This is a genomic window from Metabacillus fastidiosus NBRC 101226 (genome assembly GCF_001591625.1).
Lineage (GTDB): Bacteria > Bacillota > Bacilli > Bacillales > Bacillaceae > Metabacillus > Metabacillus fastidiosus.
Genome location: NZ_BCVG01000054.1, coordinates 1 through 16827 on the forward strand (window position 1 = coordinate 1; position 16827 = coordinate 16827).

Annotated in this window: 14 protein-coding genes; 4 read left to right on the forward strand and 10 right to left on the reverse strand. The window is 36.0% G+C overall.

What is annotated here, in order from left to right; translation table 11 throughout:
• Nucleotides 1-115: 115 nt before the first annotated feature.
• The 3 genes from BFA01S_RS13185 to BFA01S_RS13195 all read right to left on the reverse strand — a co-directional run bounded on the left by BFA01S_RS13185 (nucleotide 116) and on the right by BFA01S_RS13195 (nucleotide 3708).
• On the reverse strand, nucleotides 116-1204 hold the full coding sequence (locus BFA01S_RS13185; protein WP_066231164.1) for a nitric oxide synthase oxygenase: 1089 nt from the start codon (nucleotides 1202-1204) through the stop codon (nucleotides 116-118).
• Between the two features lie 95 nt (nucleotides 1205-1299).
• A complete protein-coding gene (locus BFA01S_RS13190) occupies nucleotides 1300-2334 on the reverse strand; it encodes a cytochrome d ubiquinol oxidase subunit II (RefSeq protein WP_066231171.1) in 1035 nt (344 codons plus the stop codon).
• Between the two features lie 12 nt (nucleotides 2335-2346).
• Nucleotides 2347-3708, reverse strand: coding sequence for a cytochrome ubiquinol oxidase subunit I (locus tag BFA01S_RS13195; protein ID WP_066231174.1), 1362 nt, complete (start codon nucleotides 3706-3708; stop codon nucleotides 2347-2349).
• 200 nt (nucleotides 3709-3908) lie between these two features.
• Here BFA01S_RS13195 and BFA01S_RS13200 point away from each other — a divergent pair, with 200 nt between their 5' ends.
• The gene (locus tag BFA01S_RS13200) at nucleotides 3909-6209 is read left to right on the forward strand and encodes a S9 family peptidase (protein WP_066231177.1); all 2301 of its coding nucleotides are present in this window, start codon (nucleotides 3909-3911) and stop codon (nucleotides 6207-6209) included.
• A gap of 53 nt (nucleotides 6210-6262) precedes the next feature.
• Here BFA01S_RS13200 and BFA01S_RS13205 read toward each other — a convergent pair whose 3' ends face one another.
• Nucleotides 6263-6688 carry a MerR family transcriptional regulator gene (locus tag BFA01S_RS13205; RefSeq protein WP_066231180.1) on the reverse strand — a complete coding sequence of 142 codons (426 nt, stop codon included), beginning with the start codon at nucleotides 6686-6688 and terminating at the stop codon, nucleotides 6263-6265.
• 267 nt (nucleotides 6689-6955) lie between these two features.
• Between BFA01S_RS13205 and BFA01S_RS13210 the strand changes: the two genes are divergently transcribed.
• Nucleotides 6956-8146, forward strand: a complete 1191-nt coding sequence (locus tag BFA01S_RS13210) for an MFS transporter (RefSeq protein ID WP_066231184.1) — start codon at nucleotides 6956-6958, stop codon at nucleotides 8144-8146.
• Between the two features lie 198 nt (nucleotides 8147-8344).
• Nucleotides 8345-9727: an L-cystine transporter gene (locus BFA01S_RS13215; RefSeq protein WP_066231187.1), complete on the forward strand. Its 1383-nt coding sequence runs from the start codon at nucleotides 8345-8347 to the stop codon at nucleotides 9725-9727.
• Nucleotides 9728-9768: 41 nt separating this feature from the next.
• Here BFA01S_RS13215 and bacA read toward each other — a convergent pair whose 3' ends face one another.
• The 5 genes from bacA to BFA01S_RS13240 form a co-directional block, all read right to left on the reverse strand.
• Entirely contained in the window at nucleotides 9769-10572 is an 804-nt protein-coding gene (gene bacA, locus BFA01S_RS13220; RefSeq protein WP_066231234.1) for an undecaprenyl-diphosphate phosphatase, read from the reverse strand.
• A 162-nt stretch (nucleotides 10573-10734) separates the two neighbouring features.
• Complete coding sequence (locus tag BFA01S_RS13225) at nucleotides 10735-11742, reverse strand: FecCD family ABC transporter permease (RefSeq protein WP_066231189.1); 1008 nt, start codon at nucleotides 11740-11742, stop codon at nucleotides 10735-10737.
• On the reverse strand, nucleotides 11739-12752 hold the full coding sequence (locus BFA01S_RS13230) for a FecCD family ABC transporter permease (RefSeq protein WP_066231192.1): 1014 nt from the start codon (nucleotides 12750-12752) through the stop codon (nucleotides 11739-11741). The genes BFA01S_RS13225 and BFA01S_RS13230 overlap by 4 nt, the downstream gene beginning before the upstream one ends.
• Before the next feature lie 74 nt (nucleotides 12753-12826).
• Nucleotides 12827-13747, reverse strand: coding sequence for an iron-hydroxamate ABC transporter substrate-binding protein (locus tag BFA01S_RS13235; protein WP_066231195.1), 921 nt, complete (start codon nucleotides 13745-13747; stop codon nucleotides 12827-12829).
• The gene (locus tag BFA01S_RS13240) at nucleotides 13698-14543 is read right to left on the reverse strand and encodes an ABC transporter ATP-binding protein (RefSeq protein WP_066231198.1); all 846 of its coding nucleotides are present in this window, start codon (nucleotides 14541-14543) and stop codon (nucleotides 13698-13700) included. The genes BFA01S_RS13235 and BFA01S_RS13240 overlap by 50 nt, the downstream gene beginning before the upstream one ends.
• Before the next feature lie 187 nt (nucleotides 14544-14730).
• Here BFA01S_RS13240 and BFA01S_RS13245 point away from each other — a divergent pair, with 187 nt between their 5' ends.
• Nucleotides 14731-15780, forward strand: a complete 1050-nt coding sequence (locus BFA01S_RS13245) for an NAD(P)/FAD-dependent oxidoreductase (RefSeq protein WP_066231201.1) — start codon at nucleotides 14731-14733, stop codon at nucleotides 15778-15780.
• Nucleotides 15781-15903: 123 nt separating this feature from the next.
• Here the strand turns inward: BFA01S_RS13245 and BFA01S_RS13250 are convergent, their stop codons facing one another.
• Nucleotides 15904-16641 carry a cyclase family protein gene (locus BFA01S_RS13250; RefSeq protein ID WP_066231204.1) on the reverse strand — a complete coding sequence of 246 codons (738 nt, stop codon included), beginning with the start codon at nucleotides 16639-16641 and terminating at the stop codon, nucleotides 15904-15906.
• Nucleotides 16642-16827: the final 186 nt, after the last annotated feature.

A 16827-nucleotide genomic window follows, 5' to 3' on the forward strand; every position in this document is an offset into this window, starting at 1 on the left:
GAAAAACCCCCACTGATGGAAGTTTCACTTTATTGTAAATAAGCGTAGAATCAATATAATGAAATCTGTCCTAACTCATCATTTTGTGATTGGGACAGATTTTAAAATATATTTTTTAATTATAAGGTGGATCTTGATAAAAGTAATTCGGAGATACGAATGTATTATCATAAGATTTATGAAAAATATGAGTAGTGGCAGGGGAAACAGGGGGAATTAACCACGTCCAATCCCCAGTAATGGCCCTTCCGCATTTTTCCTCATTTTCTTCGAATCGTTTAAATTGTGCAGCAGCTGTATGGTGATCAACAATACTGACACCAGCCTTCTTAAAGGAATAAACAACAGCTGTATTTAATTCTATTAATGCTCTATCCTTCCAGAAAGTGGTGTTTATGCTCGTGTCGAGTCCCATTATAGAAGCGATTTTAGGGAGAAAATTATAACGAAATGGATCTGCTAAATTTCGTGCTCCTATTTCTGTTTCCATATACCAGCCGTTAAAAGGAGCTGCTATATATTCAATTCCACCAATTTCAAGCTTCATGTCAGAAATAATCGGTACTGCATACCATTTTATATTTAAATCTTTGATCGATTCATATTCTGGATGATGAATAGGTACTTCTAATACAATATTTTCAGGTATTTCAAATAACTTTGGTTCATTCTTTTTTGTTTGAATTACTAAGGGCAATAGGTCAAAATGAGTTTCTTTTCCTTTCCATCCCATTTTATTACAGAGAGTTGTAAAGGATGCAGATGCTGGATCTCCAATAGTATCCTCATCCCGCTCATACCCTGCATAGCGAATCAACTGGTGATTCCAAATCCTAATCTGTTCTTCCCCGCTTATTTTCGGTTTAAATACAGTTATCATCGGTCTGATTTTCCCATTATTTGTTGCTGCTTTAATATGATGCAGGAGAGCATCGAATATATCTTCTTCTTTTTCAAGGCTGCGGGCATCTATAACATCAAGCGATTGCCAGAAAAATCTCCCTATGCAGCGATTGCTGTTTCTCCATGCCATTTTTGCACCATAAGCAAGTTCTTCATACGTATGTTCATAGTAACCATCTATATCGATTGCTGTTTTAATTTCAGTTAATCTCTGTTTCAATTTCCCTTCTATACCCAATTCTTTATAGCAAATTTCTATGAATTGTTTTGCTTCATTAAAAAGCTTTTCGATTTGGTTCAAAGTATCTCCTTCTTTAACATTTTCCTCTATATTATCTTAAGGATGGTGTACTTCGAAGCTAATAAAGGGAATTGTCGAAATTCTGCCATTCCTTTTTAACTTTTCTGTCTCAAATATTTTTTATCATTCATAAATAGGCGCCAAAAATAGAAAAAACCTGGAAAGAGAATGGCAAATCCGATAATGTAGGTTATAAAAACTGCTCTGAAAGAGTTAGGGTCTGTAAAAGCAGATTCAATTGTAATATTCGGATAAATAATATAAGGTAAATGAGCTTTACCGTATACATAACTTGCGATTAAATATTGTATTGTAACGGCAATAACAGAAAGTCTTGGCATACCCGAAACACCTTTTTGAAAAAAGGATGGGAAATATAGACCGATTCCTGCAATGAAAAAGAAGGTGATGGAAAAGAGTAAAAGAGGGAGATCATCCATCATGTTATCGTATATCCACGGTACTTCTTTTTTCAGCGTAAACATAATGAGGAATGCCATTACTAATGAGATAGGGCCTAAAATTCTTCCATCACGCATGTAAACATTATATGCTTCCATCTCGTGCGAAGCTTTGGAATAATCAGCGAGTAATAAGGAAGATAGAAACAGAGTACTCGTAATAGCAAATCCGATAAAGGCGTACTCATTCGGACTTGTAAAAAGCTTCTGTAAATTCAAATTAGCAGTCCCGTTCGTATAATCAATATACGCCCCATGGGTAATTGGGAGGACACTTATTAATAGACCGGGAATTAAGATTCCTGCAATTCCTGATATGTAGGTAAGCGGTTTTTTATATTCGATTGCAATATTGGAAAAAACTAAGAAAGCACTTCGTAAAGCAAGAAGAAGTAAAATAATACTTCCAGGAATTAAAAGAATCGTCCCGAACGTGTAAGCTGCTGTAGGAAAAAGGCTGTATACAGCAACAACAAGGGCAACGATAAATGTGTTCGTCACTTCCCATGTCGGTGATAAATAACGGTTCGCAATATTTGTTGCCCTTGTTTTCTCCCGGTTAAAGTAGATCATGGACCAGAAACCTGCGCCAAAGTCCATCGTTGCCATAACAGCGTAAATGAAGACAAATCCCCAAAGTACAGTAATAGCAATCAGTGCATCAGCCATTTATATCGCCTCCTATGAATTTGAACTAAATAAACGAACATATTTTTCTTCAGCCCGTTTAATATCATCCATTTCTTTATTTTTTCTGAAGAAGTATAAAAGAACAAAAACAACAGCGATGCCTAAGATGACATATACAGCAATAAATAAAATAAAGAGAATGCCTAAATTGGTAGCAGTCGTGGCAGATTCAGCGGTAGATAATATTCGATAAATAACCCACGGCTGGCGGCCTGTACATGCAAAAATCCATCCGGCTTCAATCGCAGCAACAGCCATCGGTCCTGCTAAAACTAAAATCCACAAAAAGAATTTGGGAAAACGGTCTTTTTTCAAAAGTTTCCTCCATATAATGCCTGCTATTGAAATGAGAATGAGCAAGGAGCCAATGCCTACCATCACATTAAATAATGTATGGATAAACAGCGGTGGCCAAAGCTCTTCCGGGAAATCGTTTAAACCGACAACAACTGTGTCGAAACTGTTACCTGCAAGAAAGCTAAGTGCCCAAGGAACCTCAATTCCCCATTTTACAGATTCTGTTTCCCTGTCTGTAAATCCGCCAATAGCAAGCGGCGCATGTGACTGTGTTTCAAACAATCCTTCAGCCGCAGCTAGTTTCTCCGGCTGATATTCGTGTAAATACTGGGCTGATTCATGCCCATTTATCGCTGTTAAAAAGGCGAAAATCCCTCCTAGTACGAGACTGATCATTAATGCTTTTTGATGAAATTTATAAATTCTGGAACCATATTCATTTCTCATCATCTTAAATGCGGCAACTGATCCAACGACAAAAGCTCCGACAACATAAGCAGATAAGGCTACGTGTATTGCTGTAACGGAGAAGCTTGGATTGAAAAATGCCGCCCATGGGTCAATATCGAGAAATTGCCCATTTTCATAGCGGAAACCAGTCGGTGTTCCTTGGAAAGCATGTACATTTGTAATTAAAACAGCAGACCCTAACGCTCCCAAAGCTACTAAGATTAAGCTTGTAATTCTCATCCAGGGAGCAATTCTTTCTGCCGCATATACATAGATAGACATGAAAAGAGCCTCGATAAAGAAAGCGTAAATTTCAATTTGGAATGGAAGAGGCATAACCCGTCCAATGACTTCCATAAAACCTGGCCATAAAAGTGATAATTGAACGCCGGCAATAGTACCGGTTGGAATACCAACTCCAAGTAGAACAGCGAAAGTTTTTGTCCATCTTTTAGCCATTACTACATAGTCCACATCTTTTGTTTTTTGGTAGAGCAGTTCTGCTGCAAGAATCATCATCGGCAGCCCAACTCCAATAGTGGCAAATATAATATGAAATGCCATCGTTGTGCCGAATAAAGATCGAGCAATAAGTAAGTCATCCATTAATCATTTCGTCCTTTCATTGACTGCATCATTTTTCCATATTATCTCCACCTCATGGAAGAATATGTAGTATTTAAAAGACTTTTAAAATGAGGCATTAAGAAATCCTTTATAAAGAATTAATGTAAAAATAATACTTAACAGTAAAATATTTCTGATATACTAGTAATGTAATAGATTAGTATTAAGGGGGAGTAGTCTTGAAGAAAGGGTTTTTATCTGTAGTTTTAGCTTCTGCTCTTGCTGTATCCCTTCCTTTTTCAGCTATGGCGAGTGAAAAGCATAGTGTTTCTTACTATGAAAGCCTAGTAAATAAAGGAGTAGTACCAGCAGATGCTAAGCTTGAGGCTTATGTATCAGCAGAAGAATTTATTAATTATGCATTAACAGAGTTAACGTATCAGCATGGTTCGGAATATATGAGAGAAGAAATTAAGAACCAATGGGTACGAAAAGGTGAGCTTGAAGATCAAAAAGCACTTATTAACCGCGGGGAAGCTGCTCGTATTTTAATAAGAGCTCTCGGTGTTGAAAAGAAAGAAGAAAGTTTAGAGGATTATGTAAAAACAGCAGAAGGACTTGGTATTTTAGAAAAAGGCTATTGGGCCAAACAGCCTGTCAAGCTTCATGATGTTGTTACTATTTTTGAAAACTATAAAAAAGCGGCAACGAAAGATATTGATAATAAAGGTGTTAAAGAGATTTCAGTTGAAGATTTTATGAAGAATCCAGGTGACTTAGCACATCAACTTTCACCAGATGGAAATTACATATCGTATGCTTCAGATTGGGAAAGCCGTTTAAATGTATTCGTTCAAAAAATGAATGGCGAAGGAAAACCGGTTCGTGTAACAAGTTCAAAGGATCGTGATATTGCAGGATTCCTATGGAAAGATGATCAAATTTTATATCAAAAGGATAATGGCGGAGATGAGAACTTCCATATTTATTCTTCTTCATTCAATGGCCATGAAGAAAAAGATTTAACACCTTATGCTGGTGTAACAGTAGATATCCTTAGTACACTTCAAGGTGTTAAAGATGAAATTCTTATTACAATGAATAAAGAGGATGCAACGGTATTTGATGTATATAAGCTTAATATAAAGACTGGTAAGACAACACATGTCGCAAAAAATCCAGGAAATATTGCAGGCTGGCTTGCTGACCGTGATGGGAAAATTCGAATTGCATTAGAATCAGATGGAGTGGAAAGTACAGTTTTATATAGAGAAACAGAAGAGGAAGAGTTTAAGCCTTTTATTAAGACAAAGGCTGGAGAAACTGTTAGTCCAATCACTTTTTCTAAAGACAATAAATCAATCTATGCTTTATCGAATAAAGACCGTGATAAAATTGAATTTGTAAAATATGATTTAACAGGAAAAGAAGAAATAATCTTTTCTAATCCAAATGTAGATGTAAGTGGTGTCTTATACGATTCAGAGCAGGATAAATTATTATTTGGAGCATATATAACAGATAAGGTTCACTACAAATTTTTCGATGAAGAATTTGAGAAGACTTTCAAGCACATCCAAGGTAAATTGAAAGTTAGTGAAAGTGAGTTCTGGATTGATGATTTCAACAAAGAAAAGACAAAATTCATCGTTAGTGTATCAAGTGACAAAGTATTTGGAGAATATTACTATTACGATTCAACAACAGATGAGTTAACAGAATTAGCTAATTTAAGTCCTTGGCTGGATTCGGAAAATCTTGCGGATATGCATTCCATCTCTTATAAGAGCAGGGATGGCTTAACAATTCACGGATATTTAACCCTTCCGAAAAATAAAAAAGCTGAAAACCTGCCGCTTATTGTAAACCCGCATGGAGGACCATGGGCAAGGGATATATGGGGCTTTAACCAGGAAGTTCAACTTCTTGCTAATAGAGGATATGCAGTTTTACAAGTGAATTTCAGATCTTCAACGGGATATGGAAAAGAGTTCCTAGATGCAGGTAATAAACAATGGGGATTAAAGATCCAAGATGATATTACAGATGGTGTACAGTGGGCAATTAACCAAGGTATTGCTGACCCTGACCGTATCGGTATTTATGGGGCATCTTTCGGCGGTTATGCAACTTTAGCTGGAATTACATTTACTCCAGATTTATATAAAGCTGCTGTTGACTATGTTGGTGTTTCTAATATTTTCACACTTTTAGATACAGTACCTCCATATTGGGAAACAATGAGAAATATGTTCTATGAAAGAGTGGGACATCCAGAAAAAGATAAAGAACTATTAACAGCAGTATCACCGGTATTCCATGCTGATAAAATTAAAACACCTCTTTTCGTTGCACAGGGAGCAAATGACCCGCGTGTAAACAAGGCTGAATCAGATCAAATCGTTGAAGCGTTAAGAAAACGAGGCGTGGATGTGGAGTACATGGTAAAAGATAATGAGGGACATGGCTTTGCTAATGAAGAGAATCGAATTGAGTTTTATAATGCGATGATTAAGTTTTTAGATAGTCATTTAAAATAAGAAAAAAGGCAGGAGCACATAAGGTGCTCTTGCCTTTTTTCTTATTGTTATTGTTATTGTTCAAAAGTAATCAAAGCCGCTTTTGCACGATCTCTAAGAGAAATTAGGTCTTTCTCTACCTTTAGAATACTTTTTTTCTTCTGTTCGATAAGTGTAAGCTGCTCCATAACTGTTTCATATACTTTCTCTAATTTCTCTTTTTGGAGACTTGTGCCTTTCACTTGTAAGTAATCTTCTTTCTGTACTTCTAGTATATCGCTTAATTTAATAAACTCCTGGAGTTCCTGAAGGGAAAATCCCATCACTTCTTTGGCATTTGTAATTTTTTTTAAGAATTCCACATGCTTCTGAGAGTATAGTCTAATACCTCCATCACTTCTCGGAGGAGAAGGTAAAATACCAATTTCCTCATAATAGCGTATTGTTCGCTTCGTTAGTCCGCTTTGCTTAGCAACATCATCTATTTTTAATTCTTCCATTTGTATTCTCCTCTAAAAGCTTTTTAACTGATAGTTAATAATCATATTTTCCAGCAAAAGTTCTATACTACAAAAATGGAGTACTTTCTTTATTATACATTATTAATTGTTTATATATAGAAAATCGATTGTGAAAGTTAACGTTGACGTTAAAGTTAATTAGGTATATACTTTATTAGAAAAATGAAATTTTTATTATACTTATTAAAATTAAATAGGTATTAATAGCAATAATTTAAGATTTTATAGTAAAAGGAGTCTTGCATGATGAACAAAGAAAAGGAGTATACCCTTAATCAATCAACGAAACAGCCGGTTGTTATTTGGGTAATCTTTTTTGCAACAGTTATTTCTTTTATGGGGCTGGGTCTTGTAGACCCGATATTACCGGCGATTGCAGAAAAATTGCATGCTGTGCCAAGTGAAGTTTCTTTATTATTTACAAGTTATAATTTAATTACCGGTATCGCGATGCTTATTACTGGTGTAGTTTCCAGCAGGATCGGTATTAAATGGACATTATTAATAGGAGTTATATTAATAGCTGTTTTTTCAGCATTAGCAGGTACTTCAGATAGTATTTGGAACATCGTAAGTTTTCGCGGCGGCTGGGGTCTTGGCAATGCTTTATTTATTGCAACTGCATTATCTGCAATTGTCGGATTATCAGTTGGAGGTACGGCAAAAGCTATTATTTTATATGAGGCAGCAATAGGGCTTGGTATTTCTGTTGGCCCATTGCTTGGCGGTGAATTAGGATCGATATCATGGCGCGGACCATTTTATGGTGTAAGTGTGCTGATGATTATTGCTTTTCTGGTATTATTAATAAAAATGCCAAAAGTGGAAAAGCCGAGAGTGAAGACTTCTGTGTTAGATCCAATTAAAGCATTGAAGTTTCCAGGATTATTCCGCCTTGGTTTAACAGCGTTTTTCTATAATATCGGGTTTTTTACTTTGATGGCATTTGCTCCATTTGTGATGGGGTTGGATGAACATGGTTTAGGTTATGTATTTCTTGGCTGGGGATTATGTCTTGCGATTACATCGGTATTCGTCGCGCCAAAGCTTCAAGCGAAGTTCGGCACGATTAAATCAATGTGCTCTATGTTAATTCTTTTCGCATTAACGCTTGCAGCGATGGGGATTTGGACAGATTCCAGCAAGATTGTTATCATTGCTGTCATTGTAGCTGGTCTTTTCCTTGGTACGAATAATACGCTAATTACAACAGCTGTAATGCAGGTTGCGCCTGTTGAACGTGCAACAGCATCAGCGGCATACAGCTTTGTCCGTTTTATTGGCGGCGCAATCGGTCCATGGATGGCTAATAAACTTGCTGAAAATTTCAATTCTCATATGCCATTTATTTCAGGAGCGATTTTTGTTCTTCTCGCGATGCTTGTTGTCTTATCTGGACGTAAACATCTGGAACATGTCGATAAAATTGCTCATTAATCTTTTCTTTTAATAAAAGTCGCTTTTTTTACTGTTTAGACAGCTGAAAAAAGCGGCTTTTTCGTTTATTATTTATTTTTGGGGAAAGTTATATAACAGGATAAGAAAAATATAATTAAAAACATAGATATTCTGATTTGACTGATTTGAATACTTGTAATAACATTTTCTTATATTAAATTATTATAGGGGGAAAATATGAACACCATTCTAATCATCACGAATATTATTGTCCTGCTGCTATTGCTGCTTGGCTTGTTCATTATGCAGAAGAAGCATGTCTCTTTTTCAAAACGCGTGTTCACCGCATTAGGTTTAGGACTTGTTTTTGGATTTATTATTCATCTTATTTACGGAACCGATTCTAAAGTTACGACAGATACAATGGAATGGTTTAACATCGTCGGAAGCGGCTATGTAAAACTGCTTCAAATGATCGTTATGCCACTTGTATTTATTTCAATTGTAGGGGCATTTACAAAATTAAAGCTGACAAAAAATATTGGGAAAATCAGCTTCCTTGTAATTGGGATTTTACTTGGGACAACGGCTATCTCTGCCGGTATCGGAATTTTTTCTGCGCTAGGCTTTGGTCTTGACGGTATTCAATTAACAGAAGGTGAAGCAGAAAGTGCTCGTAATATAGAGTTACAGGAAAGAGTGACAAGCGTGGAAAGCATGACAATTCCACAGCAGATTTTAGAGTTATTGCCAGGTAATCCTTTTCAGGATTTAACAGGTGCCCGTCCAACTTCAACGATTGCTGTCGTTATTTTTGCAGCATTTATCGGAGTTGCCTACCTTGGTGTAAGACGTAAAGATCCTGAACATGGAGAATTTTTTGCGAAAATAATTGATACGCTATATGCAATTATTATGAGAGTTGTAACACTGATTCTTCGCTTAACACCATATGGTATTCTTGCGATTATAACGAAGGTTGCGGCGACGAGTAATTATGAAGCAATCGTCAAATTAGGAAAGTTCGTCGTAGCATCCTATGTGGCACTGATCGTTATGTTCCTTGTCCACTTATTATTATTAGCACTTGTAAGGCTTAATCCTGTTCGTTATATTCAAAAAGGATTGCCAACATTAACGTTTGCCTTCACTTCTCGTACAAGTGCAGGAACGCTGCCTTTAAATATTAAAACACAGACAAAGGACTTTGGTGTTTCAGAAGGAATTGCTAACTTTGCGGCTTCCTTTGGCCTGTCAATTGGACAAAATGGCTGCGCTGGTATTTATCCGGCAATGCTTGCTGTAATGGTCGCTCCAGCGGCAGGTATTGATCCGATGAGCCCATCATTTATTATCTCTCTTATTCTAGTTGTAGCAATCAGCTCATTCGGTGTTGCGGGTGTCGGCGGCGGTGCAACTTTCGCAGCATTGATTGTTCTCTCTGTTATGAATCTTCCAGTTGCGATCGTTGGTTTACTTATTTCTGTTGAACCATTGATTGATATGGGAAGAACAGCTTTAAATGTGAGTGGAAGTATGACTGCTGGAGTGTTAACTAGTAAAGCAACAGGTGAATTTGATCAAGAGACTTATGCAAAAAGAGAGGTTGTAGAAGCTTAATTAAAAGAAGCTGGATAGCCAAAAAGGCTATCCAGCTTTTATTATAGAATAAATATCCAAAAAACAATTGCTAGTATAAAGCGATAAATAGCAAAAGGAATCAGCTTTACTTTATTAATTAAATTAAGAAAGAACTTAATTGCAATGGCTGCTACAACAAAAGCTGTTAAAAATCCGGTAGCAAACAAAGGAATATCGGCAGCACTAAGCTGACTCCAGCTCTCCAAAAGATCTTTCCCTGATGCAGCAAACATGATAGGAATTGCCATAATAAATGTAAATTCCGCTGCTGTTTTATGATTCATACCGGCTAATAAACCTCCGGATAATGTTGCACCGGATCTTGAGAAACCAGGTACTAATGCAAGGCACTGAAATAAACCTACTAAGAAAGCTTGTTTATATGTAACTTGGTCCAATGTATTAGAAGAAGGGGCCGGCTTGAATTTCTCAGCTATAATCATAAGTATTCCTCCTGCAACAAGAGTAATGACAACAGTTTGAGGACGGAATAAAACTTCTTTTATCGTATCATATAAAATGATGCCGCCCAGGCAAAAGGGAATAATTCCAATGGCGATATGAATAATACTGAGCTTTCCTGCAACATCGGTTTCTTCGTTACGCTTCAATCCTAAAATCGCCAATATTCTTTTCCAAAATAGGACGACTACTGCCAGAATAGAACCTAATTGTATAAAAACTTCAAATGTTGTTACTCTTGGTGTACCTTCAAAATTTAAAAGATGGCCGGTTAATATGAGATGGCCGGTTGATGAAACAGGCGCAAACTCTGTTAATCCTTCCACGATCCCCATTATTAATCCAATGATAATGTCTTTAATCGTATCCATAAAATCTCCTTTTAATCTTTTAATATTTCCCTGAAAATAATAACTTTATTTTAGCAGTTATGTCACTCTTTTTCCTTTTATTCTCCTAACAAATAAATGAAGGCAGATGACAATTTTGTCACCTGCCTTCATTTATAAGGTATAACAAACCTATTATTTTTTTAATAATAAGTATACAAAGTAAGGAGCTCCAATTAACGAAACAACAATTCCTGCTGGAATGCCCTCAGGTTCCACAATATTACGTCCTATTGTATCTGCAACTAGCAATAGCCATCCTCCGAGTAAAATAGCGATAGGGAGAAATAATTGGTGTCTAGGTCCTACTAAAGCTCTTGCTATATGGGGTGCTAATAAACCGATAAAAACAATTCCCCCTGTAACTGAAACAGCAGCAGCGGCTAATGCAACAGCTGTTAATAATAATACAATACGTTCTTTTTCAATGGATATCCCAACACCAACTGCAACTGGTTCACTTAAGTTAAGGATGTTCAATCGATTTGCTCTGTACAATGTGAATGGGATAAGAACAGCAAGCCACGGAATGATTGCTAAAATAAATGTCCAATCTGATCCCCAAATATTTCCTGCTATCCATTTTGCAATAAAGTCGACCTTTGAACGTTCTGCTGATGAGATGAGTACAATCATAATTCCCGAAAATGCCATTGCCAATCCAACCCCGGTAAGTACCAATCTTACTGGCTGAAGACCTGTATTTTTATCATATGAAAAGATATAAATAAGAAATGCGGTAAGTAAAGCGCCGATAAAGGCAACAAGTGGCAATAAGTAAATAAAGGAGCCCGATTGTATAGGAAAAAATAAAAAGAAAAGCGCAACAGCTACACCTGCTCCGGAATTAATTCCTAAAATTCCGGGTTCTGCTAAGTCATTCCTTGTAATTCCTTGTAAGATAGCACCGGATAATGCAAGGGCCATACCTGCAAGCAATGTAATAATAATCCGTGGCAGTCGAATAGAAAATAATACAAATTCCTCTTTAAATGTACCCTGCCCAAGAAAAGTTGGAATAAGCCGATCATAAGATAAGGAGGAATATCCAATTCCAAGTCCAATAGTAATGGTCATTATAATAAGGGCTACTAAAATAGATATGATGATTCGCTGTTTTTTTATTAAAGCTCGTTGAATCATGAGAACATTCTACCTCCTTTACGCATGATGAATAGGAAGAAAGGCAAACCGATCATTGCCATAATAGCTGCAACAGGTGTTTCGTAAGGAGCGTTAATCGTGCGCCCAAGTGTGTCAGCAAAAAGCATAAAGGAAGCTCCAAAGATGGCGGACATTGGTAATATAAATCGATAATCTGTACCAACAATTCCACGAACGATATGGGGAACCATTAAACCAATGAAAGCCATGTTTCCGACAAGTGCAACAGAAGCGCCGGTAAGTAAGATAGTAACAATAAAAAGAACTGTTTTTATTGTTGTTGTTTTTTGACCTAGTCCGACTGCCACTTCTTCACTTAAACTAAGAATCGTGAGTTGTCTCGAGAAGAAGAGTGAAGTAATAATACCAATTAAAATAAAAGGAACAATGACTTGAAGCTGATTCCATGTCGTTCCGATAAGTCCTCCAGCAGTCCACATCGATACATCTTTTGAAATTTTAAAATAGATACCAATACCTTCTGAGACTGCTAATAGAAAAGTGGAAACAGCAGACCCAGCTAATATAATGCGCAAAGGGGAAAATCCGCCTTTTTTTAATTGACCGATTCCAAAAACGATTGTTGCTCCAACGGCTGCCCCGATAAAGCAAGCAATCATAATACCAAAATAGTTTGCAGAAGGGATAAATGCAATCGTAATAGCAAGTGCGGCTTGAGCCCCAGAAGTTAATCCAAGTAATCCTGGATCAGCGAGAGGGTTTCTCGTCATTCCTTGCATAATAGCGCCAGTAATGGATAATGCCGCTCCAACAAAAATAGCTCCAATTTCACGAGGTAAACGAATTTCACGAATAAGGGAAATCTTTGCATTAGTATCAGCAGGAGAAGTAAGTGCCAGCCATACATCTTTAATTGTTGTATCTGCTGCCCCGAATAAAACCGCTGCAATAAACATACCAATGAATATACATACTGAAGCAATTAACTTATATATGAATGGGATAGATCGTTTTTTTTCTTTCATCATTAGTCTCATCTTTTCTTTTATGAAATATAAGGAAAAGAGCTGTCGCATAATGTTATGACAGCTCTTTTGTTAGATTAGTTAGCAAGGAAGTGCTCTTTGAAGAATTCTAATTGATAATCTAATGTTAATGGATCGTTGAAATAGAACTCTTTCATATTTACTTCAAAAACATGATTATTTTTAACAGCTGGAATGTTTTTGTAAGTATCAGTTTCTTGGAATGAGTTATCAATATCTTTATCTTTACTAATAATCATATAATCACCAGCAAATTTAGGAAGCACTTCTAATGATAATGCATAGTAACCATTTTTTAGAGCCGTCTCTTTTACTTTTTCCGGCATCTTTAATTTCATTTCCTGGTAAAGAATTTCTGTACCGCGTCCCCAGTTATCACCGTATACGTAAAGTTGTTTATTAAAGTTTTCGATTACAGAAACTGTTGTGTCTTCTCCGATTTTTGCTTTAATATCTTTTCCAGCATCTTGTGCACGTTTTTTGAAATCATCTACCCAAGCTTGTGCCTCTTTTTCCTTATTTAATAGCTTTCCAATCTCTACATGCTGTGTTAAGTAATCTACTTTTCCATAAGTATATGTTACAGTAGGTGCAATTTCTTTTAATTTATCAAGGTTTTTCGCTGTTGATAAGCCGATAATTAAGTCTGGATCTAGCTCAATGATTTTTTCTAAGTTTTCATCTGAGATTTCTTCTACATCTTTTAATTTATCAAAACGTGGATTCATCTTAGACCATGAATCAACACCGACAAGATTAACGTCTAAAGCCATAACATTACCTGTAAATGAACCTAATACAACAACGCGCTTTGGATCAGCAGGAACTTCAATTGGTCCATTTTCAGATTCATATGTAATTGTCTCTGTTTTATTTTCCTTTGGTGTAGATTTTCCTTCATTTTTTGCTGTGTCATTACTGCAGGCACTAATAACTAGCAGCAGCATCAGCATGAGCGGGATAAATAGTTTCTTCATTTTCATTTTCTCCTTTTAATAAATTGTATGTGATACATATTGGTTTATCAGTTCGCGGGTCTCTGCCTATTTCAGCATCGATATGAAATACTTCCTTAAGTACGTTATGATTGATTACTTCTTCACAATTACCAGCTTTTACAATTTCCCCGTTTTTCAGGGCGATAATATAATCAGCAAAGCGGGCAGCTTGATTCAAATCATGCAGAACCATCACAATCGTCCGCTCTTGTTCTATATTTAACTTTTGTAAAAGTTCTAATACTTCCAGCTGATGAGCCATATCTAAATATGTTGTTGGTTCATCGAGAAAAATCATTTCTGTTTCTTGTGCCAGGGCCATTGCGATCCAAACACGCTGGCGCTGTCCTCCTGACAAGGCATCAACAGAACGGAATTTAAAATCCTTCGTCCCTGTCACTTCAAGTGCCCAGTCAATAACTTCATAGTCTTTCTTCGTTAAACGTCCAAAGTCTTTCTGATATGGAAAACGACCATATGATACAAGCTCTCCGACTGTTAATCCGCTAGAACTTTCTGGTGTTTGCGGAAGAATAGCCATTTTTTTGGCAAGTATCTTTGTATTTTCTTTTACAATATTTGCTCCATCTAAAATGATTTCTCCTGATTGATGCGGGAGTATACGGGTAATTGCTTTTAATAATGTAGATTTTCCGCAACCATTCGGACCGATAATAGTTGTAATTTTTTTATCAGGAATTTGAGCACTAAGCCCTTTTACAATTAAACGTTCACCGTAACCAATGTTTAAGTCATTTGCATATAGGCGAACCATGCTATAACCTCCAATTATTTGAAAATGAGTAAATAAAATGATAATGATTATCAGTTGCAACTAAAACTATAATATGTGGTTTTTTTATTGTCAATACATATTTTTATTGTAGAAATCAAATAAATAACATATACTATAATGAGAATGATAATCATTTACTGTATAATAACTTTAGGAGTGAATGAAGATGGGTCAAGAAGAATTATTTGATGTGACAGTAATTGGAGGAGGTCCAGCAGGACTTTATTCCACTTTTTATAGCGGACTTAGAGAAATGAAAACAAAACTTATTGAATATCAGCCGAGACTGGGCGGAAAAATACATGTTTATCCTGAAAAAATGATTTGGGATGTGGGAGGAATGACACCTACTCCAGGGGCGAAATTAATTGAACAGCTTATAGAACAAGCAATGACATTTGATCCGGAAGTTGTGTTAAATGAGAAAATAACATCCATTACAAAGAGTAAAACTGGAGTTTTCGTTTTACAGGCAGCTTCCGGAAGAAAACATTTTTCAAAAACAATCATTGTTGCAGTTGGAAGCGGAATATTAAAACCGCAAAAATTAGAAATTGAAGGTGCAGAGAAATTTGAAATATCAAATCTGAATTACACAGTGAAATCTTTAAAACATTTTAAAGATAAGACTGTCATTATTTCAGGAGGCGGAAATTCCGCTGTTGACTGGGCGAATGAATTAGAACCAATTGCTAAAAAAGTATATTTAGCTTATCGAAAAGGGACGTTATCAGGACATGAATCACAAGTAACCCAGTTAATGGACAGTTGTGCAGATTGCCTGCTTAATACATCTATTACAAAGCTTAAAGCTTGCTGTAAACAAGAAATGATTGAACAGGTAGAGCTAACTAATCATGAAACTGGTGAAATTTCTTATTTGCCAATTGACGAGGTAGTTATTAATCACGGCTACGAATGTGATACGGAACTGCTTAAAAACAGTGATTTAAATATCACAATGGTTGATGACTACTATATTGATGGCAATGCCAGCAGCGAGTCATCTGTCCCTGGTCTTTATGCTGCAGGGGATATTTTAAAGCATGATGGCAAACTAAATTTAATTGCGGGAGCCTTCCAAGATGCTGCAAACGCAGTGAACAAAGCGAAGCAATTTATTGAACCGAAGGCGAATAAAACTGGAATGGTCTCTTCTCATAACGAGTTGTTTAAGAAGCGGAATAGAGAGTTAGTTAGGAAAATGGTGAAATGATTTAACTGCTTGAATTCGGAATAGATTTAATTTTGAAAAAATTGATTAATATATATTTTAAGTTTTTATAGCCAAACCCCTTATCATTGGAGATAAGGGATTTGGCTTATATACAATGCTTTGCTATGGTAATATAGCAAATGATCTTACTGGAAATCCCGATGCCTTTTCTGGTTTTGGGACAATATTAAAAATGACAGAACCTTTTGCTGGTACTTTATCTAAGTTTGCTAATAACTCAACTTGGTATGTATCTTGTTCAAGTACGTAATGTTCTCCTAAAAGAGTACCATTTCTTTGAAAATCAATAGCCGAATCCGTATCAAATGTTTCATGCCCGACAGCTTTAATTTTTCGCTCTGTGAACAAAAATTTCAAAGCATCTAATGACCAGCCAGGTGCACGATTATTACCATTAGTATCTTTATTTTCAAAAGCTTCTATGTTCGGCCAACGCTTACTCCAATCAGTACGTAAAGCAACAAAACTGCCTTCTTCGATTGCTCCATATTCTGCTTCAAATGTTAAAATATCCTCTACTGATAAGGTGAAATCGTTATTTTCAGCAGCCTCTTTTGATCGGTCAATTACAACAAGCGGCAGAACTAATTCTTTCAAGCCCAGTTCATCTAGATATCTCGTATTTTGAACAAAATGAATTGGTGCATCTAAATGCGTTCCATATTGCCCAGCAAATTTAAAGCTTTGAGCAAAGAAACCATCGTTATGATTAAATAATGTTTGAAATTCAGCAGAATCAAAAGCAGAGAAATGTGGGGAATCTGGTCCAAATGTATGGGTTAAATCAACCCATTGTTTTTCTTTAATTAAGTTGAAAGCTTTAATTAATTCATTTGTCATATAAATCACCTCATAAACTTGTAAACTATTTATCTTAATAACTCTGATTTCTTAAATGTTAAACCAGATATTAACATTATAATTCCTATTTGTAAAGTAAGAATTAATCTATTTAAGATGGAATAAATTATTTGAAAGTTTATAATAGAATATTTACATTGCTTAGTTACTTTTATGTAAAGGAAT

Coding starts and splice junctions, on each gene's coding strand:
- BFA01S_RS13190 (WP_066231171.1), bottom strand. CDS start 2,334: ATGGCTGATGCACTGATTGCTATTACTGTACTTTGGGGATTTGTCTTC.
- BFA01S_RS13195 (WP_066231174.1), bottom strand. CDS start 3,708: ATGGATGACTTACTTATTGCTCGATCTTTATTCGGCACAACGATGGCA.
- BFA01S_RS13205 (WP_066231180.1), bottom strand. CDS start 6,688: ATGGAAGAATTAAAAATAGATGATGTTGCTAAGCAAAGCGGACTAACG.
- BFA01S_RS13210 (WP_066231184.1), top strand. CDS start 6,956: ATGAACAAAGAAAAGGAGTATACCCTTAATCAATCAACGAAACAGCCG.
- BFA01S_RS13215 (WP_066231187.1), top strand. CDS start 8,345: ATGAACACCATTCTAATCATCACGAATATTATTGTCCTGCTGCTATTG.
- BFA01S_RS13225 (WP_066231189.1), bottom strand. CDS start 11,742: ATGATTCAACGAGCTTTAATAAAAAAACAGCGAATCATCATATCTATT.
- BFA01S_RS13230 (WP_066231192.1), bottom strand. CDS start 12,752: ATGATGAAAGAAAAAAAACGATCTATCCCATTCATATATAAGTTAATT.
- BFA01S_RS13235 (WP_066231195.1), bottom strand. CDS start 13,747: ATGAAGAAACTATTTATCCCGCTCATGCTGATGCTGCTGCTAGTTATT.
- BFA01S_RS13240 (WP_066231198.1), bottom strand. CDS start 14,543: ATGGTTCGCCTATATGCAAATGACTTAAACATTGGTTACGGTGAACGT.
- BFA01S_RS13245 (WP_066231201.1), top strand. CDS start 14,731: ATGGGTCAAGAAGAATTATTTGATGTGACAGTAATTGGAGGAGGTCCA.
- BFA01S_RS13250 (WP_066231204.1), bottom strand. CDS start 16,641: ATGACAAATGAATTAATTAAAGCTTTCAACTTAATTAAAGAAAAACAA.